We start from the raw sequence: 18,962 nt of genomic DNA, 5'->3' as shown, positions 1-18,962 counted from the left end.
TGCTGTGACCCGCGTCCTCATCACCGGCTTCGCCCCCTTCGGCGGCGAGCGCGTGAACCCGTCCTGGCAGGCGGCGTCCCTGGTGGCCGCCGAACCGCCCGCCGGGCTCTCGGTCACCGCCGTCGAACTGCCCTGCGCGTTCGGCGAGTCCCTCGACGCCCTGGGCGACGCCGTCCGCGCGACCGCGCCCGACCTGGTCCTCTGCCTGGGCCAGGCGGGCGGGCGCCCCGGTGTCACCGTCGAACGCGTGGGCATCAACGTCGACGACGCCCGGATCCCCGACAACCGGGGCCGGCAGCCCATCGACGAACCGGTGGTCCCGGGCGGCCCCGCCGCCTACTTCTCCACCCTCCCCGTCAAGGCCTGCGTCGCCGCGATGCGCGAGGCCGGAGTCCCGGCCGCCGTGTCCCACACCGCCGGCACCTTCGTCTGCAACCACGTCGCCTACGGCCTCGGCCACCTCATCGCCACCCGGTTCCCGCACGTCCGGGGCGGATTCGTCCACGTCCCCTGGGCCCCGGAACAGGTCACCGACGGCCAGGCGCCGTCCCTGCCGCCCGCCACCGTCGCCCACGGCCTGCGCGCCCTGCTGGCCACCGCCGCCCGCACGCCGGCCGGACACGACCTGAAGACCACCGAGGGAGCCACCCACTGATGCCGCTCAGCACCCACGCCGCCCCCTTCGCGCGGCTCGCCCTCGCCAACATCACCCGGGAGTACCCCAACTTCCCGGCCCACCTGACCCTCTCCGCCGACGAGCGCGTCGCGCCCCGGTCCCTGCACCCCGCCTTCTACGGCGCCTACGACTGGCACTCCTCGGTCCACATGCACTGGCTGCTCGTCCGCCTGCTGCGCCGCCACGGCGGCACCCCCGCACTGCCGGACACCGGGCCGGCCGTCGACGCCCTCGACCGGCACCTCACCCCCGGCAACCTCGCCGCCGAGGCCGCCTACCTCCGCGACCACCCCTCCTTCGAGCGGCCCTACGGCTGGGCCTGGCTGCTCGCGCTCGCCGCCGAGTGCCGGGCGCACCAGGGGGCGCAGGGCGCCCGCTGGGCCCAGGCCCTGGCACCGGCCGTCGCCGTCGTCGACCGGCTGCTGGCCGACTGGCTGCCGAAGGCGACGTACCCCGTACGCCACGGCAACCACCCCAACAGCGCCTTCGCGCTGGGCCTCGCCCTCGACTCGGGAGAGCTGTCGGCCGCGACCGACCGGGCCGTACGGGAACGCCTGCTGTCCTGGTTCGCCGACGACCACGACGCGCCCGCGCACTGGGAACCCTCGGGGCAGGACTTCCTGTCCCCGGCCCTGAGCGAGGCCGACGCGGTGCGCAGGGTCCTCCCGGCGGAGGAGTTCGCGCCGTGGCTCGACCGCTTCCTGCCCGCGCTGGGCACCGGCGCCCCCTGCCCGCTGCTGGACGTGCCGGTCGTCTCCGACCACGCCGACCCGCAGATCGGCCACCTGCTCGGCCTGACCCTCAGCAGGGCCGCCGCGCTGCGCTCCCTCGCGGACGCCCTGCCCGACGGGCCGGTCCGCAGCCGCCTGGACGCGGCGGCCGGGGCACACCTCGCGGCGGGCCTGCCGGCCGTGGAACGCGGCGACTTCACCACCGACCACTGGCTGGCCACCTTCGCCGCACTGGCCCTGGACCCCCTCACCCGCCCCTAGGAGCGGCGTTCGGACCGCGCCGGGGCCCGCGGGGTCCGGCACGCGCGTCCGCGGCGTCGCCGTCGGTCGCCGGGGCTCCGCCCGCGTACGGCCCGCGCACGTGGGGCCGAGGCGCGCCGCGGCCTTCGCCCGGCGGACGGGCCGCCCGACCCGCCGTGGGGGACCGGCCGCGTCACCGTACGCGCACGCGGTCACCGGTCGACGGGGGAAGGCGGTTCGCCGTCCCCCGTTTCGCGCAGCCGGTCCGTGTGCCGGGTGAGAGTGTCGATGCGGGCGGCCAGCTCGGCGTGTTCGTCCGGGAGGTGCGCGCGGGCGCCGGCCAGCGGGGCGAGGAGGCCGGCGGCGTCGTCGTGGCCCAGGGCGCGTACGAGGGGGGTGCGGGCCTCGGCGGGGAGAGCGGTGAGGGCGGTGATCTGACCGGCGAGTTGCCGCAGGTCGGCGGCGTTGCCGCGGGCCCAGGCGGTGACGGCGCGGTCGGCGGCGCGGCGGTCGCGGGTGGCCTGGACGCGTTGCTCGCCGGTGGTGCCGGGGGCTCCGGGGCGCAGGCGCAGGTAGCGGCGTTCGGCGGCCTGCCGGCTGGCGACACCGAGGGGGTGGGCGAGGTCGGCCCAGCTGGCGCCCGCCTCACGGGCGGTCTCGATCAGCCCCGTCTCCCACCCCGCGAGCTGGGTGCGCACTTCACGCAGGAGCAGCAGTGCGGCCAGGGCCTGCTCGGAGCTGACCTCGGCGGCGGGCTGCCCGGCGGCGGGCCGGGGCGTCTGGGCGCTGTGGACGGCTTCCTCGATCGCCGCGAGCGCGGCCCGGGCGGCGGGGAAGGAGGCGGGCTGGGGAAGGGAGTGCTGGGGGTCTGCGGTCATGGTCACCTCCGCTCGGTCGTGTCACCCGGCCGCGCCACCGATCATGTCACCGGCTGGATGACGAACCCACTTGTCATCGTTTCGATGACATGCTACAAGAAATACAGGAAGCAGCGCATGAGCGGATCGCTCGGACTGGAGGTGTTTCCCGATGCTGATGCGCACCGATCCCTTCCGTGAGTTCGACCGGCTCACCCAGCAGCTGTTCGGCAATGCGTCCGGCACCTGGTCGCGTCCGACGGCGATGCCGATGGACGCCTACCGCGAGGGCGAGGCGTACGTGATCGCCCTGGACCTGCCCGGTGTCGACCCGGACGCGATCGACATCGACGTCGAACGGAACATGCTGACCGTCAAGGCCGAACGCCGGCCCGTCACCAAGGGCGACGACGTCCAGATGGAGCTCTCGGAGCGCCCCCTGGGTGTCTTCTCGCGACAGGTGATGCTGGCGGACACCCTCGACACCGAGCACATCAGTGCCGACTACGAGGCGGGCGTCCTCACGCTGCGCATCCCGATCGCCGAGCGGGCCAAGCCCCGCAAGATCTCCATCGGCGGCGGAGCGGACCGCAAGGAGATCTCCGGCTGAGACGGAGACGGCGACGACAAGGCGCGGAGGGCGGTGGCCGTCCCGACGGCGCGCCCTCCGCCCCCGGACACGCATCGTCCAGGGCAAGGAGGATCCCGATGGCCGTGCACTGGGACGTGTTCCTCGACCAGGTGCAGGAACGCGGCCAGTACGAGACCCGTGCGGAAGCGGACCGTGCCGCGCGCACCGTGCTGGCGCTCCTGGGCGCGCACCTGGTGGGCGAGGTGCGCGCCGAGCTGGCCGCCAGACTTCCGGAGACGTTCGCCCTGATCCTGCTCAACCCGCTCCAGGCCGCCGAACCGCTGTCCGCGGACCGGTTCGTGCGGGCCACCGCGGCGTGGATCGAGGGAGCCACCGAACGCACCGCGGCCTGGGACGTCGGCGCCGTGCTCAGCGTGGCCGCCGACGCGGCGGGCGAGGAGCTGACCCGTCGCGTGCTGCTGCAGCTCCCGCCCGGATACGACCTGCTCCTCGGCCGGCCGCAGGACACCACGATCGGTCTCCCCCCGGACGTCCGGTGACGAAGACCCGTCCGGGCCCGCGGTCACCGGCCGGCCCCACCAGACCATCCCACGAGCGAGAAAGGCCCCATCCACCGATGCTGACCAAGACGGACCCGGCGACGGTCACCACCATCCCGGCCATGACGTACGGCCAGATGCTGGAGCAGGTCCGTTACAACGGCGCGTACCCCACCCGCGAGCGGGCCGAACAGGTCGTCCACGCCGTCCTGTCCGCCCTCGGCCGCCGCGTCACCGGCGAGGAACGCGTCGAGCTGGCCGCCCGCCTGCCCCGCGAAGCGGCCCGGATCTTCGCCGCCGAGATCCCCGGGACCGAGGCGATGACCGGCTGGGCCTTCGTCAGGGACCTCGCCACCCGCACCGGGGGCAGCCTGGCCACCACCCGCTGGGACGTCGGCTCCGTCCTGGGCGTCGTCGCCCGTCTGGCCGGCCCCGACCTGCTCGACCGCGTCCTCGCCCAGCTCCCCTCCGGCTACGCGATCCTCTTCGGGCGCGCGGAACTCACCCAGGCGGCCTGAGCCCGGCCCGGCGGGCGGCACACCGGCCGCCGCGCGGCGCTCCGCTGCCCGGGGAGCCGGATCAGGCGCCGGTCCGGCCGGGCGGGGTGTCCGTGGTCATCCGCGCCTCTGATCGGAGGGCTCTGCTCGGGGAGAGCGTCGAGGGGCCCTGGTGCCGTCCGGCACCGGGGCCCCGAGGGATGTGCGACACCGTCCGCCGGCTCACTGCGACGCCGCCCTTCGACGAACTCCCGTCGTGCCACTGTCCGGCAGGCGGGCAGCTCGTCCCCGTCACGTTTCGCCGACCTCCTGGCCACAACAGGACGGTGGACCCGCCGACGAGCGCATCTCCGCATCGCCCACGAGGGATTTCGCCCCGAACGGGCGAACGCCTCCCCGCACCCACGCTCTCCGGGGCGTCACCGTCCGCCGGCCCGTCGGCCCGCGGCGCCGGCCCGCACCGCGCCGGGGAGCTCCTCCGGCGGCCGCTTCACGGGGAACCGCGGATCGTCCCGGAGCCGCTCGGCGTTGAGCTCGTCGACCGCGCCCCGGGCGTCGCCGACCGTGGCGTAGTCCACGGCGACGAAGTTGACCGGCCTGCCCCGCCGCCGCTCGCAGTCGTGCGCCCGTTCCAGCACCCGCTGCCGGGAGTTGACCGTACCGGCGTCGAGCCGCCGGCCGCCGCCGGCCGTGACGAAGTGGTTGAGCAGGAACAGCCGCTTGTCCGTGCCGCCCCGGTTCGGCAGGCAGGTCATCGTGTCGGGGCTGCGGAAGGCGAACGGCGTCTCCATGCCGTACCGGTAGAAGTTCCGGTACCACGGGGCGGGACCGTCCGCCTTCTCCGCGAACACCACCAGGCGCCGGCCACTGTCGATCATGTCCTTCAGCTTCGGCCACGGGCGGTCCGGATCGTCGGCCGGCACGTACAGCAGACCCGCGAGTCCGGCCTGCTCGAAGGCGCGCCGGGTGGCCTCGGCGCCGACCCCGTCCTGCACGATCAGGGTGACGATCTCCGAGGGGTGCGCCCGCAGCCAGTCGCCGATCTGACGCACCGTGGGCGTCAGCTCCAGCGCGCCCGCGCCGCACACCGAGTGGCACAGCCACAGGCCCGGGTGGGGCGGATTCACCCGTTCCAGGATCCCGGTGAGCCGCCGGCGCAGCTCCGGGGAGAACTCGGAGGTGCTCAGCCGGTCCGCGACCTCCTCGGGGCGCTCCCAGCGGTGGGTGTCGAGGAGCAGGGCGCGCACCCCGGCGTCCAACTGGCCCACGATGTCGGGATCCTGGAGGGGGCCGATGAAGCGGTCCGCCGTCGTGGCCATGGCGTTGTGCGCCGCGAGCTGGGCGATCTCGTCGTAGCGGGCGTCGCACAGCTCGGCGCTGCCCTGGCAGATCCGCGGGGAGGCGCCCGTCAGCGCCACGGGGGCGAACACCGTCCCGGCCAGCGCGCACGCCGACACGACGACGGTCAGTGCCGGTCCGTGCCGCGGGTCGGTGAACACGGGCACCGTCGGCCTGGTCTGCCAGACCCAGGCGACGGTGATCAGCAGCGCTCCCGCGGCGAGCAGGATCACGGCGACGACGGTGGCCGTGGCCGACACCCGGTCCAGAGCGGTGGCCTGGACGTCGGCGAGGAGACGGGCGGCCGTCGGGGGCCACGACGCCGGCGCCCCGAAGAGCGCGTCGCCCAGCGTGAGCCGCAGGAGGAACACCGCCAGCGCCGTGAGCGAGGCGGCGGAGGTCAGCACCCAGCCCAGCGGCATCAGCCGCCGCTTGACGGGGGAAGGGGTGGAGAACCACAGCAGCGAGAGCGCGGCCGCGCACAGGAGCGCGGCGACCGGCTCCACGACCTCCTGGAACAGACGCGTGACCGCGCGTGCCCGGTGCACCGGTGCCAGCTCGTCGCGGGAGGGGTCGAGGTGCACGGTGACGACCCAGGTGCCGTCGCGCGCCTCCCGCAGCAGCTCGGCCGCGGTCGCCCGGACCTGGTCCGTCAGGGCGACCGGCGCGAGCGCGGCCAGCGCCGCGGCCACGTCCCCCCGGTCCAGCGCGGTCTCCACGGTGGGCCCGATGCCGTCCCGCGCGCCCTCCGGCACCAGCCGCAGCAGCGCCTGGGTGGCCGCGGCCGCCTGGGCGGGGGAGAGCGGCAGCGTCGGCAGGTCCTCGAGCGGCGCCTCGCCCGCCACCACCTGCGCGGCCATGTCGGACAGACGTTGCACGAAGGCCCGGAAGTCGGGTTCGGTGCGCTGTTGCAGGGCGGCGACGGCGTCACCGAAGTACGCCCGGCTGAGCCTCTCGACGTTCGCGACGACGGGTTCGAGGTCCACCGTGACGCGCAGCCCGTCGCGGTCGCCCTCCAGGTAGTGGACCACCTCGGCGATCTGCCGGTCGCCCATGGTCCGCAGCGTCTCCGGCGGGATCACGACCTTGATGTTCGAGGTGATGGTGGACTGCGGGACGGGCAGCCGGTCCAGCAGTTCCTGGGTGAGCGGCGTACTGTGCGGATCGACCAGCACCTCGTCGTAGAACCGCTGGTAGGCGTGCTCGTCCTCGAGCACCCGGCTGTAGAACGAGGGGTCGAGCACGGTGCTGCGCACCACGGCGGCCGCGGCCAGGACGGTCAGGCTCAGCACGGCCACGGTCCGGACCAGCACGTGGACCCATGCCGAGCGGTGAACCAGTCCCTCCATGGCGCCCATTCTCGTTCCCGCCGGCCTCGTGCCGGCCACCGCTTCCGCCCCCGTGGCGGCGACAGATGCCGTCGGGGTGACCTGCGGGTCCGTGGGCAGGTCCCGTCCCTCGTACCCAGGAAGGGCGGACAGGTCACCCCTGCCCGCCCTTCCCGCACTCCGGCCCGCCGACCGGAACGGTTCACCCCGTGGTCGTGACGCGGACCTCGGCGGGCTGCGGGTGGACGCAGTGCCAGCGATGCCCGTCGGGACCGTCCGTCGCCGCCGGGAAGACGGTGGCGCACGCGTCGTCCGCCTTCCAGCAGCGGGTGCGGAACGGGCAGCCGGACGGCGGGTTGGTGGCCGAGGGCACCGGACCGTGCAGCACGATCCGCTCGGGCCGCTCCAGCAGGCTCGGCGTCGCGGACAGCAGCGCCTCGGTGTACGGGTGCCGCGAGGCACCGGAGACCTGGGCGGCCCCGCCCTCCTCGACGACGCGCCCCAGGTACAGCACCGCGATGCGGTCCGCCAGATAGCGCACCGTCTGGACGTCGTGGGAGATGAACACCATGCCCAGGCCGAGACGGGCACGCAGATCCACCAGCAGGTTGAGGATCTGGGCCCGCACCGACACGTCCAGGGCGCTGGTGGGCTCGTCGGCGACGATCAGCTCCGGCTCGAGGGCCAGCGCACGGGCGATGGCCACGCGCTGGCGCTGTCCGCCGGACAGCTGGCCCGGCAGCGCCTCGAGGGTGTGGCCGGGCAGCCCGACCAGGTCGAGCAGCTCCTCGACCCGGCTCTCCCGCTCGGCCGGCGTGCCCCGCTTGTGGACGTCCAGCGGATCGCGCAGGATCCGGCGTACGGTCAGCCGCGGGTTCAGCGCGGTCGACGCGTCCTGGAAGACCACGCCGACGGCGGCCCCGAACCCGGTACGGCGCTCGGCGGCGCCCATGGTCCACAGGTCCTGACCCCGGAAGTACACCTGCCCCTCGGTGGGGCGCTGGAGCCCGGTGATCACGCGGGCCAGCGTGGACTTGCCGCAGCCCGACTCGCCGACCAGCCCGAGGATCTCGCCGCGCCGGACCTCGAGGGAGGCGTCGGTGAGGGCGTGCACCGCGTCCCGGCGGAAGACACCGCCGCTGCGGGCCTTGTGCCGTACGTGGATGCGGTCGAGCCGGACGAGTGGGTCCATGGTGCTGTCCTCGGTGGCGGTCATCGGGCACTCTCCAGCGACTTCGCCGCACGGTTCGCGGACGCCGGGTGGTGGCAGGCGAAGACGTGGTCGAGACCGGCGTCGCGGTCGGTGGCGGGCGGCGGGGTGGTGGCGCACAGGTCGGTGGCGGCGGCGCAGCGGGACGCGAACCGGCAGCCGGGACCGAACGCCTTCGGGGCCGGCACGACACCGCGGATCTGGTGCAGCCGCCGGGCCCCCGACTCCAGCGACACGACCGAGCCGAGCAGACCCCGGCTGTAGTGGTGCGCCGGGTCGGTCAGCAGCGCGCGGGTGCCGCCGGCCTCGGCGACCTGTCCGGCGTACATGACCGCGACCCGATGGGCGAGGTCGCCGACCAGGGCGAGGTCGTGGGAGACGAGGACCATCGCGAAGCCGAGTTCGTCGCGCAGCCGGACCAACAGCTCGACCACCTGGGCCTGCACGGTGACGTCGAGGGCGGTGGTCGGCTCGTCGGCGATGAGCAGGCGCGGGCTGCGGGAGAGCGCCATCGCGATCAGCACCCGCTGGCGCTGCCCGCCCGACAGCTCGTGCGGATAGCTGCGCAGGGTGCGCTCGGGGGACAAGCCGACCAGTTCGAGCAGCTCGGCGGGGGTGCGGGTGCCGCCGCGGGAGGTGAGCCACTTCAGCTGGGTGCCGATCAGCACGGACGGGTTCAGGGACGACATGGCGTCCTGGTAGACCATCGCGATCTCCGGGCCCATCAGCGCCCGGCGTTCCTTCGGCGCGAGCTCGAGCAGGTCGCGGCCCCGGTAGAGGATCTCGCCCTCGGCCTCGGCGTTGCGGGCCAGCAGGCCCATGATCGCGAGGCTGGTGATGGACTTGCCGCAGCCCGACTCGCCGACCAGGCCGAGGGTCTCGCCCTCGCGGACGGTGAAGGAGATGCCGTCGACGACGCGGGTGTCGCCGTAGCGGTCCGGGAAGCGGATGGACAGGTCGCGCACGACCAGCAGTTCGGCCGCGTCCTCGGCGAGCGGCGGCACGGCGGGCTCCATGGCCTCGAGCCGGGTCGCCAGCTCGGCGAGCGCGGCGTTCACCTCGGCGTCGTCCGCCGCGGGCGCCGGGGCGGCGGCGTTGTCGTCGGAGTCGGTGCCGCCGGTGCGGGACTTGTCCGGGGAGGCGGCGGCGTCCGTCATGCCCTCGGAGAGCACGTTCAGCGCGAGCACCGTGACCAGCACGCACAGGCCGGGGAAGAGGGTCGCCCACCAGCCGCCCGACAGCAGGATCTGCCGGCCGTAGGCCAGCACGCTGCCCCAGCTCGGGTCGGGGTCCTGCACACCGGCGCCGATGAAGGACAGGCTCGCCTCGAAGATGATGGAGTCGGCGACCATGACCGTCGCGAACACCAGCACCGGCGCCGCGCAGTTGATCGCGACGTGCCGGGCCACGATGTAGCCGCGGCGGGCGCCGATGACCCGCTCGGCGGCGACGTAGTCCTCGCCGTACTGCTCCAGCACGTTGGCCCGCACCACGCGGGCGAGCGAGGGCGAGTAGACGAACGCGATGGTGAAGATGATGACCGGCACGCTTGGTCCGAAGACCGCGACGAGCACGGCGGCCAGCGCGATCGGCGGGAAGGACATGACGACGTCGAGCGTGCGCATCACCGACTCGTCGGCGAGCTTGCGCGAGGTGGCCGCCAGCGCGCCCAGGGCGGAGCCGAGGACCAGGGCGAGCAGGGTGGCGCCGAGTCCGATGACCAGGGAGTAGCGGGCGCCGTGCACGACCCGGGCGAACACGTCGCGGCCGGCCCGGTCGGTGCCGAACCAGTGGTCGGCGCCCGGTGCCTGGGCGGGGATGCCGGTGGCGAGCGGGTCCTGGGTGAGCAGCGGGGCGAACACCGCGCCCAGTACCACCACGAGGAGGATCCCGAGGGCGATCCGGGAGGGCACGGGCAACCGGCGCAGGCGGGTGCCGGGCCGGGCGAGGCGCCCGGCGAGGGAGCGTGGAGCGAACATCACACCGTCCTGATGCGCGGGTTGACGAGCAGGTAGAGCAGGTCGACGACGACGTTGACCACGAGGAAGGCGATCGCGATGGTGAGCACGGTGCCCTGGACCAGCCCGACGTCGCCTCCGTTGACGCCTTCGAGGATCAGCTTGCCCATGCCGGGCAGGTCGAAGATCGCCTCGATGACGACGGCGCCGCTGAGCATGTAGCCGACCTTGACGCCGAGCACGGTCAGCGGGGTGACCAGGGCGTTGCGCAGCACCGAGCGGATGATCAGGAACGGCGGCAGGCCGCTGCCCCGGGCGGTGCGCACGTAGTCGCGGTCGAGTTCGGTGACCATCGAGGTGCGGATCAGCCGGGCGAGCGACGAGGCGACCGGCAGGGCGAGGGAGAGCGCGGGCAGCGTCATGCTCTCGATCCAGCCGGAGAAGGAGTCGGCCGGGTTGACGTAGCCGCCGGTCGGGAAGAGCGGCATGTTCAGCGAGAACTGCTGGATGAGCAGCACGCCGATCCAGAACGAGGGCAGGGCGATGCCGGCCATCGACAGCACCCGGAAGACCTGGTCCGGCCAGCGGTCGCGGTAGACGGCGCTGAGGACGCCGAAGACCAGCGCCAGCACGACGGCCAGCGCGAGGCCGAGCAGGGTCAGCTGCAGCGTGAGCGGGAACGCGGTGGCGATCCGGTCGGTGACGGGCTGGCTGGGCGACATGGTGACGCCGAGGTCCCCCCGCAGCAGGTCGCCCAGGAAGGCGAAGTAGCGCACGGGCAGGGGGTCGTCGAGTCCGTTCGCCTCGGCGAACGCCGCTCGCGCCTCCGGGCTCGCCGACTCGCCCAGCGCGTTGTACGCGGGGTCGGTCGGCGAGAACTGGAGGACCACGAAGACCAGCAGCGCGATGCCGAGGACCATCACCGGCATCATCGCGACGCGGCGCAGCGCGAGCCGGAGAAATGCAACCATCGTGAGGTTCCTAGCGATTGGGGCGGGGGCCGCCGCAGCCCGTGCTGGCGCGGCGGCGGCCCGACGGCGTGGGCGTGCGGGGGTCAGCCCCGGCCGACGTCGAGGAAGGACAGCCCGGTGGTGGGCAGCGGCCTGAAGTTCGTCAGCGCCCCTTCCCGCCAGGCGGTGGGCAGCTTGCGGTGCAGGATCGGGTACAGGGCGGCCTCGTCGGCGACGAGGTCGGTCACCTTGCCCCACAGCTCCTTGCGCTTCGCCTCGTCGGCCTCGGCCGCGGCCTTGTCGAGCAGCGCCTTGGTCTGCTTGTAGGCGTCGCTGCCCTTCCACGCGTAGCGGTTCTCCGGCCAGAAGCCGTAGTAGAACCAGCGCAGCAGCAGGTCGGCGTCGTTGCCGAACACGGACGGGTCGCCCGGCGCGGCCAGTGCCTCGAAGCTGCCCTGGTCGATCTTGGCGTACTGGGCGGCGGACTGCTGGATGTCCAGTTTGGCGTCGACGCCCACCGCGGCCCAGCTCTCCTTGATCAGCGGCGCGATGTCCTTGACCCAGCCGTTGTCGGTGAGCATCAGCGTGAAGGACAGCTTGCCCACGCCGGCCTCGGCGAGCAGCTTCTTCGCCTTCGCCGGGTCGTGCGTGTAGACGGTGGCGGCCTTGTGGTAGTCCGGGTGGGTGGCCGGGACGTACCCGGAGGCGGCCTCGGCGTTGCCCAGGAGCGCGGTGGAGATGATCTTCTCGGTGTCCAGGGCGTAGTGCAGCGCCTGCCGCACCCGCTTGTCCGCGAACCGCTTGTCGGCGCAGTTGAACATCAGGAAGAGCAGCCCGAACGACTGGACCGACTCCACCTTGTCCTTGCCGGTGAAGCCCTTGATGTCGATGTAGGGCACGTCCTCGATGGCCTGCACGCGCCCGGACTTGAGCGCGCTGACCCGCGCGGACGGGTCGGACATCAGCCGCCAGATCATCTTCTTGGCCTTGGCCGGGCGCGGCCCGTTGTACTTGTCGTACGCCTCCATGACGATCTTGTCCTCGCGGACCGCCGAGACGAACTTGTACGGGCCCGTGCCGACGGGCCTGGCGTCGAAGGACTTGGCGTCGGCGCCCGCGATCTTCTCCGGAACGATCCGCACCACGGATATGCGGGAGGGGAAGAGCGCGAAGGCGTGCTTCAGCTTGAACTCCACCGTCGACTTGTCGACGGCCGTGACCTGGTCGATGAACGGGACGAACTGCGCCATCAGCGAGGCGTTCTTCTCGTCGAGGACGCGCTCGAAGCTGAACACCACGTCGTCCGCCGTGACCGCCGAGCCGTCGTGGAAGGTCGCGCCCGCGCGCAGGGTGGCCCGGTAGGTGGTGGCGTTGATCTTCTTGGGCATCTCGGTGGCGAGCGCCGGCCGCGCCACGAGCGTGACCGGGTCGAGGTCGACGAGCCCCTCGAAGATGTGCATGTTGGCGGCGTACGGGGTCGCGCCCGAGGTGATCATCGGGTCGAAGCCGGTGGACAGCGGGTACGAGAGGCCGGCCTCGATGGTGTCGCCGGCGCCGCCCGAGTCACCGGTACCGTCTCCGCTGGACGCCGGGCCTCCGCAGGCCGTCAGACCCGTGGTGATCGCGGTCGCCACACCGATGGCACTGGTATATCTCATGAAGGTGCGGCGATCGACGCCGGCTGCACTGCGCGCGGACAAGGAGTCCTCCAGGCGGGAGATGAGAGATGTCGAGCAAGGTGGAGGAGGCGGATGTGGTCGGCGCCTCACCGACTGCGCATCAGACGTCTGATGTCTGATGCTTGATAACGTGGGAACGTAGCCGGGCAAATGAGAGGGGTCAAGAGGTGGCGGTGGGGCAAAGGGCGATTCGGCAGAGAGTGCCGGAGCCCAAGACGGTACGACAACCGTTGCGACAGGAGGTCGTGGACGGCATCAAGTCCTACATCCTGCGCAACGACCTGCGCCCGGGGGATCCCTTGCCGACCGAGCCCGCCCTGTGCGAGGCGCTCGGCGCGAGCCGCTCCAGCGTGCGGGAGGCGATCAGGATCCTCACCGCGCTCGACATCGTCGAGGTGCGGCACGGTCACGGCACCTACGTCGGCAGGCTGAGCCTGTCCGCCCTGGTGGAGAGCCTGACCTTCCGGGGGCTCCTCAGTCCCGACGACGACTTCCAGGTGATGAGCGACCTCATCGAGGTGCGCGAGCTGTTCGAGCGGGGCATGGCGGACCGGCTCGTCTCCTCCCTGGCCGAGGAGCAGATCGACCTCCTCGCGCAGCACGTCGACGAGATGCGCAGAGCCGGCGCGGGGGAGGGGCGCGGCTTCGTCGAGGCCGACCGGGCCTTCCACACCCTGCTCCTCGCCCCGCTCGGCAACGACCTCATCGGTCAGCTGTCCACGGCGTTCTGGGACGTCTACGTCATCGTCGCACCGCACCTGGACGTGTTCACGCGCGAGCACGAGGCGGCCACCATCGCCAATCACCAGCGCATCGTGGACGCCGTGCGCGACCGCGATCCGGTCGAGTTCGCGGCGGCCCTCACCGAACACTACGCTCCGGTGCGTCAGCGGATCGAGGAGGCCCGCGCCCGACGCTGACGGCCCCGCCGACGACCGAGGCGCCCCCCGCCGGGGGGCGCCTTCTTCGTGCGCGCGGCAGGCGGACGCGCCGGGCGTCCCCGGGGCGGGGCACTTGACGGCCGCCGCAGCGGTCTCTAGTGTCCTCGATCAACAGACATCAGACGTCTGCTGTTTCGACGGGGCCGGTTCCGGCCGGCCCTCCCGTTCTCCGCGCTGCGCCGCGCGCACGCCTCACCCACCGGGGCCCCCTCATGCCACTGACGGACCTCACCCTCGCCCAGTGCCTGGCACTGCGGCCGGACCTCGACGAGCCCGCCGACCTCGACGCCTTCTGGGAGCAGACCCTGCGGGAGGCCCGCGAACACGGCGGCGCGCCCGGCTTCACCCGCGTGGACACCGGCCTGACCGAGGTGACGACCTACGACGTCACGGTGCCGGGCTTCGCCGGCGAGCCCGTCCGGGGCTGGCTGCACCTGCCCGCACGGGCGAGCGGACCCCTCGGCTGCGTGGTGGAGTTCCTCGGCTACGGACGCGGACGCGGCCTGCCGCACGAGCAGGTGCTCTGGGCCAACGCCGGCTACGCGCACCTCATCATGGACACGCGCGGCCAGGGCTGGTCCACCGCCGGCGGGGACACCCCCGACACCGCCGCCCTGAACGGCACCGTCCCCGGCTTCCTGACCCGGGGCGTCGAAAGCCCCCACGACCACTACTACCGGCGGGTCTACACCGACGCCGTGCGCTTCGTGGAGGCGGCCCTCGCCCATCCGGCCGTGGACCCGGACCGGGTCGTCGTCACCGGCATCAGCCAGGGCGGCGGCATCGCCCTCGCGGTGGCCGGGCTCGTGCCGGGCCTGGCCGGGGTGATGCCCGACGTCCCCTTCCTCTGCGACATCCGGCGCGGCGCGACGATCGCGGCCCAGCCGCCCTACACCGAGGTCGCCGAGTACCTGCGCCTGCACCGCGACCGCACCGGGACGGTCTTCACCACCCTGTCCTACGTCGACGCGGCGCTGCTGGCCGCGCGCGCCACCGCCCCGGCCCTCTTCTCCATCGCGATGATGGACGAGGTCTGCCCGCCCTCGACGAGCTTCGCGGCCTACCACCGCTACGGCGGCTCCAAGGACGTACGCGTCTACGAGTTCAACGGCCACGAAGGCGGCGGCGGCCACCACCGCCGCGAACAACTGGCCTGGGTACGGGAGCTGCTCCGCGCACCCCGCCCCGAGGCCCCCACCGCTCTCTCCGCCCTGCACGACCCCCAACTCGCCTGACCCCTCACCCGAGAAGAGGCCCGTTCATGCAGCGAAGAGTCACCCTCGCCCTCGCCACCGCGGCCCTGACCGTCCTGGCCGCCACCGTCCCCGCCGCCCACGGGGCCACCTCCGCCCCGACGGCCACCGGCACCCTGACCTCCCAGGACATCGCCACGGCGGGCACCGGCTCCCCCTACTACCGCATCCCCGCCCTGACCCGCACCACCCGGGGCACGCTGATCGCCGCGTACGACGCCCGCCCCACCCTCGGCGACCTGCCGGGCAACATCGGCATCGTCCTCAGGCGCAGCACCGACGGCGGCGCCACCTGGCAGGCCCAGCAGGTCGTGCGCAAGGACGCCGCCCCCAAGGGCTACGGCGACCCCAGCCTGCTCGTCGACCGCGAGACCGGCCGCGTCTTCGTCTTCTACGCGGCCTCCGTGAACCAGGGCTTCTTCGGCTCGGCCACCGGCAACGACGAGAGCGACCCGAACATCGTCCAGGCCGACTACAGCTACTCCGACGACGACGGGGTGACCTGGAAGCACGAGCGGATCACCGCCGACATCAAGAACCCGGCCTGGGCCGGCATGTTCGCCGCCTCCGGAGAGGGCATCCAGCTGCGCCACGGCGCCCACAAGGGCCGGCTCGTCCAGCAGTACGCCATCCGCAACAACGGGGCCAACTACGCGGTCAGCGCCTACAGCGACGACCACGGCGCCACCTGGAAGATGGGCACCCCCGTCGGACCCGGCGGCGACGAGAACAAGACCGTCGAGCTGTCCGACGGCCGCGTCATGCTCAACAACCGCTCCGCGCCGTACCGCACGGTGGCGTACTCCTCCGACGGCGGTGTCACCTACACCCCCTTCAAGCAGGACACCGAGCTGCCGGACCCGGCGAACAACGGCTCCATCACCCGCTTCGCGCCGGACGTGGCCGCCTCGCACCCGCGCGCCTCCTGGCTGGTGTTCAGCAACACGGCGACGACCAACGGCCGCAGCAACCTCACCGTCCGCCTCTCCTGCGACAACGGGGAGACCTGGCCGGTGCGCAGGACCGTCGAGTCCGGCGCGGCCGCCTACTCGACGCTCACCCCGCTCAGCGACGGCACCGGCGGCAACGCCGCCATGGGCCTGCTGTGGGAGCGGGCAGGCTACCAGCACATCACCTACTCCTCCTTCGACCTGAAGTGGCTCGGCGGAGTCTGCGCCCCGGTCACCGTCACCCCGCCCGCGTCCCTGCCCGCCGGCCGGACCACCGACGTCACCGTCCGCGTCGTCAGCCAGAACGACGTGGCGCTCCCGGCCGGCACGGTCTCCCTGACGCTGCCCGCGGGCTGGAGCGCCCCCACCGTCACCATGCCGGCGCTCAACCCGGGCCAGGGCGCCAACGTCAGGATCCCCGTCACCGTCCCCGCGAACGCCACCGCGGGCACCGTGTCGACGACCGCGGCCTACGAGGTCCGCGGCACCCAGCACTCCTACGGCGACAAGACGCTCACCGTCACCGCGCCGTAGCCCGGCCACGGCCCGCCCGGCGCCGGCATCCCGGCGCCCGGCGGCCCGTTCCACCCGTACCACCACTCGCACAGCCCAGGAGAAACACCATGTCCTCGTCCCAGCCCCTGAGCGGCGTCGTGCCGCCCGTCTGCACTCCTCTGGACGCGTCGGGCGAAGTCGACACCGCCTCGCTCACCCGACTCGTCGAGCACCTCGTCGGCGGGGGAGTGCACGGGCTGTTCGCCCTGGGCTCCAGCAGCGAGGTCGCCTTCCTCACCGACCGGCAGCGGGCCGTCGCCCTGGAGACGGTCGTCGAGGCCGTCGCCGGCCGCGTCCCCGTGCTGGCGGGCGTCATCGACATGACCACGCCCCGGGTGCTCGTCCACGCCGAGGCCGCCCGCGAGGCCGGCGCCGACGCCCTGGTGGCGACCGCCCCCTTCTACGCCCGCACCCACCCGCGCGAGACCGCCGCCCACTTCCGGGCGGTCCGCTCCGCCGTCGACCTGCCCCTGTACGCCTACGACATCCCCGTCTCGGTGCACAGCAAGCTCTCCGCCGCCCTGGTGCGCGAACTCGCCGAGGACGGCACGCTGGCCGGCCTCAAGGACAGCAGCGGCGACGAGGGCGGCCTGCGCCGGCTCATCGTCGAACTCGGCGGACGCCACGGCCGCGCCGACGGTCCCGCGCCCTCCTTCAGCATCCTCACCGGGTCCGAACTGACCGTGGACGCCGCCCTGCTGGCCGGCGCCGACGGCGTCGTCCCGGGACTGGGCAACGTCGACCCGGCCGGCTACGTCCGCCTCTACGACGCCGTGCGCGGCGGCGACCTGGACGGCGCCGTCAAGGAACAGGAGCGGCTCGTGGAGCTGTTCGGCCTGGTCGACGCGGGTCCGGAGAGCGAGATGGGGCGCAACTCCTCGGCCATCGGCGCCTTCAAGCACGCGCTGCGGCTGCTCGGGGTGATCACCCACGGCACCACCGCCGCCTCGCAGGTCCAGCTGGGCGAGGAGTCCGTCGCCCACGTCGAGCGGCACCTGCGCGGCGCCGGGCTGCTGCCGGTCCGATGACCGCACGGCACCTCGACGGGCCGGTGATCGGCCTCGACCTCGGCGGCACCAAGATCGCCGCCGCCCTGGTCGGGGCCGGCGGCACCGTACTGGCCCGGCACACCCTGCCCACCCCGGCGACCCGGGGCGCCGGGGCGGTCCTGGACACGATGGCGGAGGCCGCCCGCGCGGTGTGGGCGCCCGGTACCACCGCGATCGGCGTCGCCGCGGCCGGTGTGATCGACCCCGTCACCGGGACCGTCACCAGCGCCACCGACACCATCCGGGGCTGGGCGGGCACCGGCCTCGCGGCGGGCCTCGCCGCCCGTACGGGACTCCCCGTGGCCTGCGACAACGACGTACGCGCCGCCGCCGCGACGGAACTGGACGGACCCGAGGACGACGGCACGCTGATCTACGCCGCCGTCGGCACCGGAGTCGGCGGCGCCGTCGCCGCCGCGGGACGCGTGCTGCACGGTGCCGCCGGAATCGCCGGGCACCTCGGGCACCTGCCCAGCCCCGAGGCCGACGGGCTGCCCTGCACCTGCGGAGCCACCGGCCATCTGGAGGCCATCGCGGCGGGCCCCGCCATCACCGCCCACTGCGCACGCCTCGGCGGCCGACCGGCCGACCGCCTCCAGACCGTCGCCGAGCGCGCCGCGCAGGGCGACCCGCACGCGACGCGGGCCATCACGCTCGGCGCCCGCGCGGCGGGCCGCGCCCTGGGCGGCCTCGCCAACGCGCTCGGCCCGCACCGCGTCGTCGTCGCCGGTGGCGTTCCCCGCATCGGCGCCCTCTACTGGGACGCCCTGTGCGAGGCCTTCGCCGCCGAGCTCATGCCCCCGCTGCGCGGACTGAGCCCGCGGCATCCGCGGGGCGGCGCCGACGCCGCGGTCCTCGGGGCGGCCGCGCTGCCCCGCACCCTGCCCCTGCACCAGCCCCAGACCACCGGAGCACCGTCATGACCCCGCCCCAGTCCCTGGCCGACACCTGGAAGGGCCGTCTGATCGTGTCCTGCCAGGCACCTCCCGGCGATCCGATGCGCCACACCGACACACTGGTCCGCATGACGCTGGCGGCGCGCGACGGCGGCGCGGCGGCCGTGCGCGTCAACGACCCGGAGGTCGTCGCGGCCACCGTCGCGGCCGTCGACCTGCCGGTGATCGGCCTGTGGAAGGACGGCGACAGCGGCGTCTTCATCACCCCGACCGTGCGCCACGCGCTCGCCCTGGTGGAGGCCGGTGCCGCCGTCGTCGCCGCCGACGCGACCGCTCGTCCGCGGCCCGACGGCAGTACCTTCGCGGAGCTGGTCGAGGCCGTGCACGCCGCCGGCGCCCAGGTCATGGCCGACGTGTCGACCCTGGGCGAGGGCCGTGCGGCCGCCGACCAGGGTGCCGACTTCATCGGCACCACCCTGTCCGGCTACGTGCCGGGCACCCCCGTGCAGAGCGCCCCCGACCTGGCTCTCGTGACCGACCTCGCCGACGCGCTCGGCACCCCGGTGATCGCCGAAGGCCGTATCGCCACTCCCGAGCAGGCCGTCCGGGCGCTCGCGGCGGGGGCGCACAGCGTCGTCGTCGGCACCGCCATCACCGCACCGACCGCGCTGACCCGGCTCTTCGCCCGGGCCCTGGCACCCTGACCGGCACGGCACGCGCGAG

17 protein-coding genes are annotated in these 18,962 nt (G+C 73.7%); 11 read left to right on the top strand and 6 right to left on the bottom strand.

The features are described from left to right. Positions 1–4 precede the first annotated feature (4 nt). On the top strand, positions 5–655 hold the full coding sequence (gene pcp, locus ACZ4V6_RS10290; RefSeq protein WP_467824742.1) for a pyroglutamyl-peptidase I: 651 nt from the start codon (positions 5–7) through the stop codon (positions 653–655). Continuing rightward, positions 655–1,668 (top strand): DUF2891 domain-containing protein, encoded by a 1,014-nt coding sequence (locus ACZ4V6_RS10285; RefSeq protein ID WP_467824739.1) that lies wholly within the window; start codon positions 655–657, stop codon positions 1,666–1,668. Before pcp ends, ACZ4V6_RS10285 begins: the two co-directional genes overlap by 1 nt. A gap of 191 nt (positions 1,669–1,859) precedes the next feature. Here ACZ4V6_RS10285 and ACZ4V6_RS10280 read toward each other — a convergent pair whose 3' ends face one another. Next, complete coding sequence (locus ACZ4V6_RS10280) at positions 1,860–2,525, bottom strand: type III effector protein (RefSeq protein WP_467824736.1); 666 nt, start codon at positions 2,523–2,525, stop codon at positions 1,860–1,862. A gap of 151 nt (positions 2,526–2,676) precedes the next feature. Between ACZ4V6_RS10280 and ACZ4V6_RS10275 the strand changes: the two genes are divergently transcribed. The 3 genes from ACZ4V6_RS10275 (at position 2,677) to ACZ4V6_RS10265 (ending at position 4,153) form a co-directional block, all read left to right on the top strand. Then, the gene (locus ACZ4V6_RS10275; protein WP_467824733.1) at positions 2,677–3,114 is read left to right on the top strand and encodes an Hsp20/alpha crystallin family protein; all 438 of its coding nucleotides are present in this window, start codon (positions 2,677–2,679) and stop codon (positions 3,112–3,114) included. Between the two features lie 98 nt (positions 3,115–3,212). Further along, entirely contained in the window at positions 3,213–3,635 is a 423-nt protein-coding gene (locus tag ACZ4V6_RS10270) for a DUF2267 domain-containing protein (RefSeq protein ID WP_467824731.1), read from the top strand. 77 nt (positions 3,636–3,712) lie between these two features. Then, entirely contained in the window at positions 3,713–4,153 is a 441-nt protein-coding gene (locus ACZ4V6_RS10265) for a DUF2267 domain-containing protein (protein WP_467824728.1), read from the top strand. Positions 4,154–4,551: 398 nt separating this feature from the next. Here the strand turns inward: ACZ4V6_RS10265 and ACZ4V6_RS10260 are convergent, their stop codons facing one another. From ACZ4V6_RS10260 to ACZ4V6_RS10240, 5 genes are all read right to left on the bottom strand, one after another. After that, a complete protein-coding gene (locus ACZ4V6_RS10260; protein ID WP_467824726.1) occupies positions 4,552–6,819 on the bottom strand; it encodes a hypothetical protein in 2,268 nt (755 codons plus the stop codon). Between the two features lie 181 nt (positions 6,820–7,000). Then, positions 7,001–8,014: an ABC transporter ATP-binding protein gene (locus ACZ4V6_RS10255; RefSeq protein ID WP_467824723.1), complete on the bottom strand. Its 1,014-nt coding sequence runs from the start codon at positions 8,012–8,014 to the stop codon at positions 7,001–7,003. Beyond that, positions 8,011–9,987 carry a dipeptide/oligopeptide/nickel ABC transporter permease/ATP-binding protein gene (locus ACZ4V6_RS10250; protein ID WP_467824721.1) on the bottom strand — a complete coding sequence of 659 codons (1,977 nt, stop codon included), beginning with the start codon at positions 9,985–9,987 and terminating at the stop codon, positions 8,011–8,013. Before ACZ4V6_RS10250 ends, ACZ4V6_RS10255 begins: the two co-directional genes overlap by 4 nt. Further along, positions 9,987–10,937, bottom strand: coding sequence for an ABC transporter permease (locus ACZ4V6_RS10245; RefSeq protein ID WP_467824719.1), 951 nt, complete (start codon positions 10,935–10,937; stop codon positions 9,987–9,989). The genes ACZ4V6_RS10250 and ACZ4V6_RS10245 overlap by 1 nt, the downstream gene beginning before the upstream one ends. An 83-nt stretch (positions 10,938–11,020) precedes the next feature. Beyond that, the gene (locus tag ACZ4V6_RS10240; protein WP_467824716.1) at positions 11,021–12,574 is read right to left on the bottom strand and encodes an ABC transporter substrate-binding protein; all 1,554 of its coding nucleotides are present in this window, start codon (positions 12,572–12,574) and stop codon (positions 11,021–11,023) included. Positions 12,575–12,762: 188 nt separating this feature from the next. On the opposite strand from ACZ4V6_RS10240, the gene ACZ4V6_RS10235 reads away from it, so the two are divergent. The 6 genes from ACZ4V6_RS10235 to ACZ4V6_RS10210 all read left to right on the top strand — a co-directional run bounded on the left by ACZ4V6_RS10235 (position 12,763) and on the right by ACZ4V6_RS10210 (position 18,943). Beyond that, positions 12,763–13,515 (top strand): FadR/GntR family transcriptional regulator, encoded by a 753-nt coding sequence (locus ACZ4V6_RS10235; protein ID WP_077800791.1) that lies wholly within the window; start codon positions 12,763–12,765, stop codon positions 13,513–13,515. A gap of 233 nt (positions 13,516–13,748) precedes the next feature. After that, positions 13,749–14,771, top strand: coding sequence for an acetylxylan esterase (locus tag ACZ4V6_RS10230; protein ID WP_467824713.1), 1,023 nt, complete (start codon positions 13,749–13,751; stop codon positions 14,769–14,771). A gap of 26 nt (positions 14,772–14,797) precedes the next feature. Then, positions 14,798–16,273, top strand: a complete 1,476-nt coding sequence (locus tag ACZ4V6_RS10225) for an exo-alpha-sialidase (RefSeq protein WP_467824711.1) — start codon at positions 14,798–14,800, stop codon at positions 16,271–16,273. A gap of 89 nt (positions 16,274–16,362) precedes the next feature. Beyond that, positions 16,363–17,322 carry a dihydrodipicolinate synthase family protein gene (locus ACZ4V6_RS10220; RefSeq protein WP_467824709.1) on the top strand — a complete coding sequence of 320 codons (960 nt, stop codon included), beginning with the start codon at positions 16,363–16,365 and terminating at the stop codon, positions 17,320–17,322. Beyond that, positions 17,319–18,266 (top strand): ROK family protein, encoded by a 948-nt coding sequence (locus tag ACZ4V6_RS10215; protein WP_467824706.1) that lies wholly within the window; start codon positions 17,319–17,321, stop codon positions 18,264–18,266. The genes ACZ4V6_RS10220 and ACZ4V6_RS10215 overlap by 4 nt, the downstream gene beginning before the upstream one ends. Then, positions 18,263–18,943 carry an N-acetylmannosamine-6-phosphate 2-epimerase gene (locus tag ACZ4V6_RS10210; RefSeq protein WP_467824703.1) on the top strand — a complete coding sequence of 227 codons (681 nt, stop codon included), beginning with the start codon at positions 18,263–18,265 and terminating at the stop codon, positions 18,941–18,943. The genes ACZ4V6_RS10215 and ACZ4V6_RS10210 overlap by 4 nt, the downstream gene beginning before the upstream one ends. Positions 18,944–18,962 lie beyond the last annotated feature (19 nt).

The sequence above is a fragment of the Streptomyces sp. NPDC029152 genome, assembly GCF_055564355.1.
The sequence above is the reverse complement of the archived record's forward strand: the minus strand, read 5'-3'. Positions and strand labels throughout refer to the sequence as shown.